General features: G+C 75.7%; 5 protein-coding genes and 1 pseudogene. All 6 read right to left on the reverse strand.

Annotated elements, in window-relative coordinates:
* A pseudogene (locus ACIA79_RS33345) lies at nucleotides 1-371 on the reverse strand (crotonyl-CoA carboxylase/reductase); the annotation flags it as partial.
* Between the two features lie 74 nt (nucleotides 372-445).
* Nucleotides 446-1,168, reverse strand: coding sequence for a class I SAM-dependent DNA methyltransferase (locus ACIA79_RS33350; RefSeq protein ID WP_399432175.1), 723 nt, complete (start codon nucleotides 1,166-1,168; stop codon nucleotides 446-448).
* Between the two features lie 20 nt (nucleotides 1,169-1,188).
* A complete protein-coding gene (locus ACIA79_RS33355; protein ID WP_399432176.1) occupies nucleotides 1,189-2,463 on the reverse strand; it encodes an activator-dependent family glycosyltransferase in 1,275 nt (424 codons plus the stop codon).
* Between the two features lie 15 nt (nucleotides 2,464-2,478).
* Nucleotides 2,479-3,870, reverse strand: a complete 1,392-nt coding sequence (locus ACIA79_RS33360) for a cytochrome P450 (RefSeq protein ID WP_399432177.1) — start codon at nucleotides 3,868-3,870, stop codon at nucleotides 2,479-2,481.
* Nucleotides 3,867-9,956 carry an SDR family NAD(P)-dependent oxidoreductase gene (locus ACIA79_RS33365; RefSeq protein ID WP_399432178.1) on the reverse strand — a complete coding sequence of 2,030 codons (6,090 nt, stop codon included), beginning with the start codon at nucleotides 9,954-9,956 and terminating at the stop codon, nucleotides 3,867-3,869. The genes ACIA79_RS33360 and ACIA79_RS33365 overlap by 4 nt, the downstream gene beginning before the upstream one ends.
* Before the next feature lie 170 nt (nucleotides 9,957-10,126).
* Nucleotides 10,127-12,429: beta-ketoacyl reductase (locus ACIA79_RS33370; protein WP_399432179.1), on the reverse strand; the 2,303-nt coding region annotated here is incomplete at its 5' end.

Consider the following 12,429-nt stretch of genomic DNA (forward strand, 5'->3'; position numbering starts at 1 on the left):
ATGATGTGGTACGGCAGGTCATGGCGCTTGGCCAGCGGCGACAGCCGCCCGTACCGCTCCAGGAAGCTGAACGTCGACACCGGCTCGAAGATCGAGGACCACACCGTGTTGTAGTTCACGGAACTGGCCATCACCGCCACCAGCGCCTCGCCGGGGCCGAGTTCCGGTATCGGCACCTCCTGGACGTGCAGCGACTTGCGCGGGTCCTTGTCGGCGCTCGCCATCCCGGCGAACATCTCCGCCTCCTCCTTGCGGAGGGTCACCGCCCGGAAGGACTCGGGCAGTTCGAGGGCCGCGAAGTCGGCGGAGACGGCCGCCGCCGAGCCCCCCTGTCCGGAGAGCGACCGGATCGCCTCGATGATGTGCCGCATCCCGTGTCCCCCGCCCGGTGCGTTGCCGTGTGCCTTGCTCTGTGCCATGCCGTGCCCCATCCCTGGTCGCCTCTTCAGGCCCGGACGCCGATGAAGAGTCCGCGGTCGGTGGCGGCCTGCGGGAGGTACTCGACGGACAACCCCGCCGCGGCGAAGGCCGCCTCGTACTGCGCACGCCCGAAGAGCGTGATCCGATGGGTCTCCTTCAAGTGCTCCACCCCCTCCCCCGGTACGCCGACAAGGTAGTCCACATCGATCCGGGTCGCGCCGTCCTCGAGCGTGGAGTGGGAGAAGCGCGCGATGGTGCGGCCCTCGGCCTCGACCAGGCTCGCGCCGACGTACCCCGGGGTGAACGTCTCCGGGAACCACCAGGGGTCGACGATCACGACCCCGCCGGACGGCAGGTGTGCGGCGAACCGGCCGATCGCCGCGTCCAGTTCCCGCTGGTCGCGCATGTGCCCGATGGAACTGAACATGCAGATCACGGCGTCGAAGTGGCGGCCGAGGGCGAAGTCCCGCATGTCGCCCCGGTGGATGCTGACCTCCGGGTTGCGCCGCTGCGCGATGGCCAGCATGTCGGGGGACACCTCCACCCCGGCCACCTCCTCGAAGAGGTCACCGAGGTGCCGCAGGTGCATCCCCGTGCCGCAGGCCACGTCGAGGAGCGAGCGGGCCCCGGGACGGCGCCGGGTGACGAGCGCGGCCAGCTCCTCGGCCTCCGCCCGGTAGTCCTTGCCTTTGCCCTGGTGGACCAGGTCGTACAACCGGGCGATGTCGCCGCTGTATTCGAGGTTCATGGGGGGCTCCTTGGACGGGATCAGGCGCGGCGGTGCGCGGCGGTGAGGCGTTCGAGGCGGGGGACGAGCGCGGCCGGGGTGGGTGCGGCGAGCATCTCGTCGGCGAGGCGGCGCGCCGCCGCGGCCATCTCGCGGCTCTCCAGCACCTGCACGACGGCGCCGCGCAGGGTGTCCACGCCCAGCTTCCCGGGGTCCAGGGCGATCCCGGCGCCCGCCTCGGCGAGTTGGTGCGCCTTCAGCGGCGCGTCCCAGAGGGAGGCCACGACGATCTGCGGGACGCCGTGCACGGTGGCCGTGAAACAGGTGCCCGCGCCTCCGTGGTGGACGATCGCGGCGCAGCTCGGCAGCAGGGCGTCCAGCGGGACGAAGTCGACGACGCGCACGTTGCCGGGCAGTCCCGCGGCGTCCGGGAGCTGACCCGCGTCGAGGGTGGCGACGATCTCGGCGTCCACGTCGGCCAGTCCGGCCAGCAGTTCGTGGAACGGCACGTCGTCCGTGCCGTACGTCTCCCGGGTGGAGACACCGAGGGTGATGCAGACCCGGGGCCGGGTGAGCGGCTCGGACAGCCACGCGGGGACGACCGAGGCGCCGTTGTACGGCACGAAGCGCATGGGCACCACCTCGCCGTCGACCGGCAGCCGCAGGCTCCCGGCGCTGGGGTCGATCGTCCACTGCCCGGCGAACAGTTCCTCGATCGTGTCCGCGTCGGCGGCGAGGCCGTGGCGCTCCAGCGTCCACATGAGCCACTCGCCGACCGGGTCCTCACGCTGCTCGACGGGGCGCTCGGCGAGCAGCCGGGTGAACTGCTGCCGTGCGTTGAGGACCACGTCGGGCCCCCACAGCAGCCGGGCGTGGGCGGCGCCGCAGGCGTGCGCGGCGACGGGTCCGGCGTAGGTGAAGGGCTCCCACAGGACGAGGTCCGGCTGCCAGGAACGGGCCAGCGCCACCATGTCGTCGATGGTGCTGTCGCCGTTGAGCGGCGAGAAGCACATGGCCGACATGATCGTCTGCTGCCCGAGGGCGTGCTCCCAGGACAGCGGCTCGTCGCGGGTGTCCACGAAGTCCATGCCCTGCTGGTAGAGGACGAGGTCGTCGCCGATCTCGGTGATCAGCTCGACGATGGCCGCGTCGTCACCCACGGGGACGGCGGTCAGCCCGGAGCCGGTGATGCTGTCGGTCAGCGAGGGCTGGCTGGCGACCCGTACGTCGTGCCCGGCGGCGCGCAGCGCCCAGCCGAGGGGGACCAGGTTGTAGTAGTGCGTGTTGTGCGCGAACGACGTCAGCAGGATACGCATCGGGGCACTCCCTCCTCAGTTCTGCGGGACGGTGGCGGGCAGGTCGCGGGCCGTCCGGTCGGCGGCGACGGGGAGGCGGGCGTGTCCGTGCAGCACCGGTGAGCGGCGGCGCCGGACGGCCGGCCCGGCGGCGCGCAGACCGGGCAGCCGTGCGGCCAGCGCACCGAGCGCGGCTTCGGCGACCGTGCTGACCAGGGGTCCGCCCAGGCGGAAGTGCAGGTTGCCGGGGAGCCCGAACGGCCCGGGCGCGGCCGCGGCCGCGGGCCGCGTGAGGTCGAAGGGAGCGGAGGTACGGGGCCGGCCGCTGCCGTGCGGGGCGGTGGGGGCGCCGCCACTGTCCGCGGACCCGGGGGCGGCGGGGGCTCGGTCGACGGCGGTGGAGGCGGCGGGTGCGGCAGGTGCCCGGTTGACGGCGGCGACGAGGATCACGACGCTGCCCCCGGCAGGGATGTGCTGCCCGGCGACGTCCGTCTCCTCGCGGGCGACCCGCCGTTCCAGGCGGACGGGCGGGGCGACGCGCAGGGTCTCCGTCACCGCGGCGGCTGCGAGGCGCGGGTCCCGTACGAGCTCGGCCCACTGTGCGGGACGCGCCAGCAGCTCCTGTACGGCGTTGCCGACGAGGGTGGCGGTGGGCTCGGCGGCGCCGACGGCCAGGGCGCGGGCGGCGGCGACCGCGTCAGGTGTCCGGCCGGCCGGCGTCCCGCGCAGGACGGAGGCCAGTACGGCCGTCAATGCGGCTTCCGCGCGCGCCCCCGCCACGGCGTCCGGAAGGAGCTGCGGGCACAGGACGCTGTCCAGGGTGCGGCGGCAGCCGGCCAGCGCGTCGTCGAAGGCGGCCGCCGCCTCCTCCGGCACGCCGAGCTGTTCGCGGAGGACCAGCGCGGGCAGCCTGCGGGCGTACGCGTCGACGAGGTCGACGGCGCCGTCGGTGGCACCCTGGGCGGCAAGGGCGGCCTCCACCCCGTCGAGGAGTGCGTGGGCCCGCCGTTCGGCCGACTCGCGCAGCGCCCGCTCATGCGGCGCCGGCATCAGCGGCCCGCCCCAGGCGGTGAGGGCCCCGAACCGCGCGTAAGTGGCGCGGTCCGCGTCGAGCGCGGTGCCGGACAGCGGCAGTTCCCGCGCGCCGGGGCGCCGCCCGTCGGCCGTGAGCCCGTCGAAGGCGGGTGAGGCGATGACTTCGTCGGCGACGGCCCTGCTCGCCGTCACCCAGGTGTCGAGCAGCTCGCTGCGGAAGAGCGGCCCGTGGGCCCGTATCCGCTCCTCGTACGGGGTCGGGTCGGTGGCCTCGGCGCGCAGGATGAGCGCGTACGGGTCGTCCTGGGTGCCCGCGAACCACTGGGCTGCGCGGGTCAGTTGCAGACGGCGCCCGGCGGCGGCCGGGTCCTCCGTGGTCGGTGCGGGGCTCACTGGTCCCTCTCGTCGTCGGTGGTTTCGGTCGCCGGGCGGCCGTCCGCGGCGGTCGGGCGCAGGCCGTCGAGCCAGTCCAGGACGGCCCGTGCGGTGGCGGGCGCGTGCTGGCCCATCAGCGTGAAGTGCGTTCCGGGCAGCGCCGCGGTGGTGTGGGCGTGCTCCCAGCGCGACTGCCAGCCGTCCGGCGCCCCGGTCCACTCCCCGAGGGGCGCGGAGGCCCGGAGGTGCAGAACGGGCGCGCGCGTGGGCCCCGGCTGCCAGTCGAGCAGCATCCGGTGGTAGGCCCCCATGGCGGTCAGGCGGATGTCGTCCAGGGGGACGGCGGAGCGCCCGGCCACCCATTCGAGCATCTCGTGGCGCCACACGCCCATCGCGCCGGGGTCGCTGGGCGTGTAGACGTCGATGAGGACCAGGGCGGCGGGCCCGCCGCCGTGCTCTTCGAGCCGGCGGGTGAGGGCGTGGGCCAGGTTGGCCCCCGCGGAGTGCCCCAGCAGCACGAAGGGCCGCCCGGCGGTGTGGCGGGCGAGGGCGGCGGCCTGCGCGTCGAGGAGCACGTCGAGCGAGGCGGGCAGCTTCTCGCCGTGCTCGAACCCGGGTTGGGGCAGCGCGGTGAGGTCGCACCGGCCGTCGAGGGCCCGGGCGAGGGAGAGGAACTCGTGCGGGCCCGACGCGACGGACGTGCCGGCGCAGCCGATGATGAGCGGCCGGGGCTGCTGGTTGTTCTGCCGGGCCTGCTGGTCCTGCCGGGGCTGCTGGTTGTTTTGCCGGGGCTGCTGGTCCTGCTCGGTCCGCTGCCGGCCGGTCGGCTTCTGCCCGGTCGGCTGGTCCCCCAGGCGGGTGTGCCCGGTCGGCCAGGTCTGCCAGGTCTGCCGGCTGGGCTCCTCGGGTCCGTCGGGCTGGTTGGGCTGGTCGGGCCAGTCGGGCCGGACGGGCTGGTCGGGCTGGTCGGGCTGGTCGGGCTGGTCGGGCCGGGCCGGTGTGGCGGGGGCGGGGGCGCGGCTCAGGACGACCGGCGTCAGGGGCTGTTCGTCGGGGCTCCGGAAGGCGGGGCGGAAGGCGGCGGCCGCGGCCAGGAGGTCGACGGCCTCGCCGACCCGGCGGCTGCGGACGGCCTCCTCGTACAGGGCGGTGAAGCTGCTCCGTACCGGTGGCTGCGCGGCGCCGCCACCGGTCCGGGCGGGTGTGCGGTCGGTGCTGCCGTCGTCCCGGTCCGCGGCGAGCAGGCCGGCCAGGTGGCCGGCGAGCGCACGGGGCGTGTCGTGGTCGAAGAGGACGGTGGCGGCGAGTTCGACGTCCAGCGCCGCGGCGAGGCGGCGGCGCAGCCGGACGGTGGCCAGGGAGTCGAAGCCGAGCTGGAGGAACCGCTCGTCGGCCGGGACGTCCTGCGGGTCCGGGTGCCCCAGGAGGTCGGCGGTCTCGTCCCGGACCAGCGCGAGCAGGGCGGCGGGGCGTTCGCGGGGGTCGAGCCGCTCGATGCGCGGGCGTGCGGGGCCGGGCCCTCCGTCCGACCGGGCGGTGCGGGTGGCGGCACCCTGTGCGGCCGCCTCCTCGGGGGCGTCCGGGTGGGCGGGGCTTTGGCGCGTGTCCGGCAGCTCGGAGAGCAACGGGCTGGGCCGGAAGGCGGTGAAGCCGTCGGCGAACCGGGGCCAGTCCATGTCCGTGACGGTGAGGCAGGCGTCCTCGCCGCCGACGGAGCGGGCGAGCACGTCGAGCGCCGTCGCCGGGGCCATGGCCCGTACGCCGCGGCGGCGCAGGTACGCGGCACCGTCGCCGTCGCCCATGCCTTCCCCGGCCCACACGCCCCACGCGAGGGAGGTGGCGGGCAGCCCGTCGGCGCGGCGGCGCTGGGCGAGGGCGTCGAGTTCGGCGTTGGCGGCGGCGTACGCGCCCTGTCCGGCGCTGCCCCACACCCCGGCCCCGGAGGCGTACAGCACGAACGCGTCCAGGTCGTGGGAGCGCGTCAGTTCGTCGAGGTTCCGCGCGCCGGCGACCTTGCCGGAGCAGACCTCGGCGAAGAGCCCGGGGCCCGTCCCGGTCAGGGGGCTGACCTGTGGGACGCCGGCGGCGTGGAAGACCGCGGTGAGCGGGGTGTCCGCGGGGACGGCGGCCAGCACCTCGGCCAGCGCGTCGCGGTCCGCGACGTCGCACGCGGCGAACGTCACCTTGACACCCCGTTCCAGCAGCTCGGCTTCGAGCGCGGCAGCCGCGCGGCCGCGGCCGCCGCGCCGGCCCATGAGGAGCAGGTGCTCGGCGCCGTTGCGGGCCAGCCAGCGGGCGAGGTGCCCGCCGAGGGCCCCGGTGCCGCCGGTGACGAGGACCGTGCCGCGCGGCCGGTAGCGCGCGGCGCCCGGTCGCGACGCGGCGCGGACCAGCCGGCGGCCGTGGCCGCCGGAGTCGCGGACCGCGATCTGGTCCTCGGGGCCGTCGAGCAGCCGGACCGCCTCGGCCCAGTGGGCGTCCTGTGCGGAGCCCGGCAGGTCGATCAAGCCGCCCCAGCGGACCGGCATTTCGAGGGCGGCGGTGCGGCCGAGCCCCCACAGCTGCGCCCCGGCGCCCGTGGGCCGTTCGTCGCGGTCCACGGCCACCGCGTCCTGGGTCACGCACCACAGGCGAGCGGGCACCGCCTCATCCTCCATCGCCTGGGCCAGGAACAGGGTCGCCAGCACTCCTGCGGCCACCGGGCCGTGCTGGGGGTGCTCCCGATCATCGGCGCCGAGCAGCGACAGCACGCCCGGGACGGGGGCGACTGTGTCACTCTCCATGTCACCTCGGGGCGGCGGAGCGGGCAGGGCCCGTACGAGAGCGGCGGCCAGCGAGGACCGGTCCGCCGAGTCCACGTCGACCGGGAGCGGTACGACGACGGCGCCCGCGCCGGCCAGGGCCCGCTCGGCCGAGCGGGCGAGCTCGGCGCCCCGGCCCCGGTCGGGGTGGACCAGCAGCCAGAGGCGGCGGGGGCCGGCGGGGCGCGTCGGGGTGATGGGCGAGGTGTACCGGACGGGGGCGGGGGCCGGGGGCGAGGTGGGCGTGGCCGGGGCCGTGGGTGCGAGGGGTCGGCGCCCGTCCCCGCCCGGCGCCGCCGCGCACAGGGGCCGCCAGGTGATGCGGTAGCTCCAGTCGGGCAGCGCGCGCCGGGCGGGGGCGGCGGGTTCGATCCAGTACCGGCGGTGCTGGAAGGCGTACGCCGGCAGGGGGACGCGCCGGGCACCGGAACCCGCGAACAGCGTGGTCCAGTCGACGCCGGCACCCGCGGTGTACGCGGTGGCGGCCGCCCGGAGCACGGTGGTGCTCGCCGAGGGCGGCGCGGACGCCGGAGCCCCGGCGCCCCGGGCAGGGCGGCGCAGTACGGGCACCAGCGTGACCTCGGGGTCGTCGGCGAAGCACTCCTCGGCCATCGCCGTCAGTGCGCCGCCCGGGCCGAGCTCCATGAACGTGGTGACGCCCTGGGCGCGTGCCGTCCGTACGCCGTCGTGGAACCGGACGGTCCGCCGGACGTGTTCGACCCAGTGGCCGGGACGGCGCAGTTCGTCGGAGGCGACGGGCCGCCCGCCGGTCGCGTGGGCGACGACCGGGATGTGCGGTGCGTGGTAGCTCAGGCCCTCGGCGACGCGGCGGAAGTCGGCCAGCATGCCGTCCATGAGGGGCGAGTGGAAGGCGTGGCTCACGCGGAGCTTCCTGGTGGCGCGCCCCAGGGCGGCGAATCGCGCGGCCAGTGCCGTCACCGGCTCCTCCGCGCCCGAGATCACCACGGATTCGGGCCCGTTGACCGCCGCGATGCCCACCGGTGCGGTGCTGCCGGCCAGCAGGTCGAGGACCTCCGCCTCCGACGCCCGCACGGACACCATGGCTCCGCGTTCCGGCAGTTCCTCCATCAGCCGGCCCCGTGCGGCGACCAGCGTGCAGGCGTCGTCCAGGTCGAGGATCCCGGCGGCGTGCGCGGCGGCGATCTCGCCCACGGAGTGCCCGAGCAGCCGGTCCGGGCGCATGCCCCAGCTTTCCAGCAGCCGGAACAGCGCCACCTCCACGGCGAAGAGCGCGGCCTGCGTGTACCGCGTACGGTCCAGCAGTTCCGCGTCCCGGCTGCCCGGCGCCGCGTCCAGCACGGCCGACAGCGGCCGCTCCAGCCCGGGGTCGAGCCGCCGGGCGACCTCGTCCAGGGCGGTGGCGAACACCGGGAAGGCGGCGCGCAGGTCGCCTGCCATTCCGGGGCGCTGGCTGCCCTGTCCGGTGAACATGAACGCGAGCTTGCCGTCGCGCCGGCATACCCCGCTGATCACTTGGGGCGTACGACGGCCTTCCACGACCGCGCGCAGGGCGTCCGTCAGGTCGGCGCGGTCGGAGCCGAGCAGGACCGCTCGGTGCTCGAAGGCGCTGCGGGTGGCGGCCAGCGAGTAACCGACGTCGAGCGCACCAAAGTCCGGCGCCTCGCGCAGGTGCCGGTGGAGCCGGTCGGCCTGGGCCCGCAGGGCGGCCTCCCCACGGCCCGAGACGACCCATGCCACGGGGGCCCGGGCGGGGACGGGAGTGGGGACGGCGGGCGCTGGGGCGGGGCCGGGGGTGAGGGCCGGAACAGTGGACGGGGAGGGGACGGGGGCGGTCGAGGGCACGGCGGCGGGCGAGTGGGACGCCTGCGCGCCGGTGGGCGCAGTGACCGGGGCGGTGGCGGGGGCCGGCCCTGGGGAGGGTGCTTCCTCCAGCACGACGTGGGCATTGGTCCCGCCGACGCCGAAGGCGGAGACCGCGGCGCGCCGGGGGCTGCCCTCCCGCGCCTCCCAGGGGACGGCCTCCGTCAGGAGCCGTACCGCACCCGCCGACCAGTCGACGTGCGGTGTCGGGGTGTCGGCGTGGAGGGTGCGCGGGAGCACTCCGTGGCGCATGGCCTGCACCATTTTGATGACCCCGCCGACACCCGCCGCCGCCTGCGCGTGGCCGATGTTGGACTTCAACGACCCCAGCCACAACGGCCGGCCGGGGCTCCGCTGCCTGCCGTACGTGCCGAGGAGCGCGCCCGCCTCGATGGGGTCGCCGAGCCGGGTGCCGGTGCCGTGCGCCTCCACCGCGTCCACCTGGTCGGGCGCCAGGCGGGCGTCGGCCAGCGCCTGCTCGATGACCCGTCGCTGGGCCGGGCCGCTGGGCGCGGTCAGGCCATTGCTGGCACCGTCCTGGTTGACGGCCGAGCCGCGCACGAGCCCCAGCACCCGGCGGCCGTCCCGCTGCGCGTCGCTCAGCCGCTGGAGCACCAGCACACCGACGCCCTCCGCCCACCCGGTGCCGTCCGCGTCCGCCGAGAACGCCTTGCACCGCCCGTCCGCCGCCAGCCCCTTCTGCCGCGAGAACTCGACGAACGCGGCCGGGTCCGGCATGACGGCCACCCCCGCGCCCAGCGCCATGTCGCACTCGCCGCGGCGCAGCGCCGCGACCGCCACGTGCAGCGCGACGAGCGACGACGAGCAGGCCGTCTCGATGGTCATCGAGGGGCCTTCCAGCCCGAGGACGTACGACACGCGCCCGGACAGCACCGCGTCCGCGCTGCCTGTCAGCAGGTGCCCCTCCGACCCCGTGGGGACCCGGTCCGGGTCGGAGGCGTAGTCCGAGTGCGCCGCTCCGACGTACACCCCGGTGCGGCTGCCCCGCAGGGTCCGGGGATCGAGCTCGGTCCGTTCGAGGGCCTCCCAGCACACTTCGAGGAGCTGGCGCTGCTGCGGGTCCATCACCACGGCCTCCCTCGGCGAGATGCCGAAGAAGGGGGCGTCGAACTCCGCGGCGCCGGTCAGGAAGCCGCCTTCGCGGCAGTACGTGGTCCCCTGCGCCTCCGGGTCGGGGTCGTACACGCCGTCGACGTCCCAGCCGCGGTCCGTGGGGAACGGACCGACCGCGTCCGTCCCGCCGGCGACCAGCTCCCACAGCGCTTCGGGCGAGTCGACGCCGCCGGGGTAGCGGCAGGCCATCCCGACGATGGCGACGGGCTCGTGGGCGGCTTCTTCGAGTTCGCGGTTGCGCCGCCGGAGCTTTTCGGCCTCCTTCACGGAGGTGCGCAGGGCCTCCACCAGCTTCTCGGTGGAGGTCTGGGAGGAGGACAGGGGCATGAGGGGGCGTTCCTCTCGGAGCGGGGGCGGAGCGGTCCGTACGTACGGGGACGGACGGACAGGGAGGTGGGGAGGCGGGAAGGTGGGAACGGGGTTGCGGGGTCGGGGGGGAGCGTTCGGCGTCGGGGGGACGGGGGTCGACGGCGAGGGGCGCGGGGGCGTGGCGCGGGTCAGGAACCGGCTTCGCCCAGGGCGAGCGCGATCAGTGCGTCGTCGTCCAACTCGTCGATGGAGTCGAGCGGGTCGGCGGGCCCGGCGGCACCAGCGGGTCCGGCGGCGTCTGTGGACGCCGAGGAACGCTCCGACGCCGCCTGGCCGGCCCCCGGTGCGTGTGCCGCGGCGAGGGCGAGCAGGCCGTCGAGCAGCCCCGCCTCCCGCAGCGCGTCCACGGGCACCGACGCCAGCGCCGCCCTGATCCGCTGCTCCTCGCTCCGCGACGCCTCCGCCGCTACGCGCGCCTCCAGCACCTCGGCCAGGTGGTCGCCGACCGCTTCCGCCGTCGGGTGGTCGAACACCAGGGTGGGAGGCAGCTTGGCACCCACCGCCCGGCCCAGCCGGGTGGCCACCTCGACGGCCGTGAGCGAGCTGAAACCGAGGTCCCTGAACGCCTGATCGGCCGGCACCTCCTCGGGCCCCGCGTGGCCCAGCACGACGGCCACCTGCCGGCGGACCAGGTCGAGCAGCATCTCCTGCCGCTCGACCGGACCGCACGCGGTGTACCGCGCGAGGAACCCCAGCTCGTCGGTGCTCTGCTCCCCGTCCCCGTACCGCTCCCCCGCCCCACCCGTTCCGGCGAGGTCGCCGATCAGGGGACTCGGCCGGAACGCGGTGAACGACCGGGCGAACCAGGGCCAGTCGACATCCGTCACAGCCACGCAGGTGTCGCCACGCTCCAGAGCCACGCCGAGGGCTTCCACGGCCGACTCCGGAAACATGGCACGCAGGCCGCGCTCGCTGAGGAACTCCTCGCCGTCACCCTCGCCCATGCCGCCTCCGCCCCACAGGCCCCAAGCGATCGCGGTGGCCGGCAGGCCGTCGGCGCGCCGCCGCTCCGCGAGGGCGTCCAGCGCCGCGTTCGCCGCACCGTACGCCGTCTGCCCGCCGCTGCCCCAGACGCCGGCGCCCGACGTGTACAGGACGAAGGCGTCCAGGTCCCGCTCGCGGGTCAGCTCGTCCAGGTGACGGGCGCCGGCGACCTTGCCGCCGTACACGTCGGCCATGCCGTCGGTACGCAGGCCCAGGAACGCACCGGAGTGGGGTACGCCGGCGGTGTGGAACACGGCGGTGGGAGGATGTTCGTCCAGCAGCGCCGCCAGCGCCTCACGGTCGGCGACGTCGCACGCCACCACCGTCACCCGGGCTCCCCGGGCCTCCAGCTCGGCCGTCAACGCTGCCGCCCCGGGGGCATCCCGGCCCCGCCGGCTGGTGAGCACCAGGTGCTCGGCACCGTTCGCCGCCAGCCACCGGGCCACGTGGCCACCGAGCGCACCCGTACCACCCGTCACCAGCACCGTCCCCCGCGGCGTGTACGCCCGGCCGGCACCGGCCGCTCCCCCGGCGGGTGCCAGTCTGCGCCCGTAAGCACCGGAGGCTCGTACGGCCACCTGGTCCTCGGCACCGGTCGCTGCCAGCACCCAGGCCAGCATGCGCAGGCACCGGGCGTCCGGCGCGTCGGGGAGGTCCACCAGACCTCCCCACACAGTGGGCAGTTCCAGGGCGATGCCACGCCCGACACCCCAGACCTGAGCACCGGCCGTGGAGGGTTGTTCTCCCGCCGCAACGGCGACGGCCCGGCGCGTGACGGTCCACAACCGCGCGCCCGTACCGGCGTCGGACGCCGCTTGTGCGAGGAGCACCGTACCGACGGTGGCGCGGTCGAGCGCGGGGTGGTCGGGGTGCGGCCGCTCGTCCGCCGGGAGGAGGGAGAGAATCCCGTCCCAGGTGCCGGAAAGCCGCGCGGCGAGCCCGTCACGTCCCAGCGCCACGGGATCGGCCACCAACCGCTGCACGGTGGCGCCCTGGTGGCTGAGTACGTCGGCGATGTCATCCGCCGGGCCGGGGTCCGTGCCCTCCGGCAGCACCAGCAGCCAGCGCCCGGACAGCCGGGGCGTCTCCTCCGTCGGCAGCCCCTTCCAGACCACCTTGTAACGCCAGGCTTCTATCCCGGCAGGCTCGGCCCCGTGAAGGCGATCACGGCTTCGGGGGGTGGTTTCGAGCCAGTAGTGCCGGCGTTGGAAGGGGTAGGTGGGCAGGTCTATCCGGCGGGTGGTGAGGCCGTGCGCGGTGTAGGCCGCCTTCCAGTCGACCGTCACGCCGCGGACGAACGCCTCCGCCATCGAGGTCCACAACCGGTGCAGACCCCCCTCACCCCTGCGCAACGTCCCGGCGATGACGACGTCCCGATCCGTCGTCGACCGGTCGGCGAGCTCCTGGATGCCCATGGTCAGCACCGGATGGGCGCTGGCCTCGATGA

The organism is Streptomyces sp. NPDC051310, assembly GCF_044455245.1.
Classification (GTDB): domain Bacteria; phylum Actinomycetota; class Actinomycetes; order Streptomycetales; family Streptomycetaceae; genus Streptomyces.

Coding starts and splice junctions, on each gene's coding strand:
- ACIA79_RS33350 (WP_399432175.1), bottom strand. CDS start 1,168: ATGAACCTCGAATACAGCGGCGACATCGCCCGGTTGTACGACCTGGTC.
- ACIA79_RS33355 (WP_399432176.1), bottom strand. CDS start 2,463: ATGCGTATCCTGCTGACGTCGTTCGCGCACAACACGCACTACTACAAC.
- ACIA79_RS33365 (WP_399432178.1), bottom strand. CDS start 9,956: ATGCCCCTGTCCTCCTCCCAGACCTCCACCGAGAAGCTGGTGGAGGCC.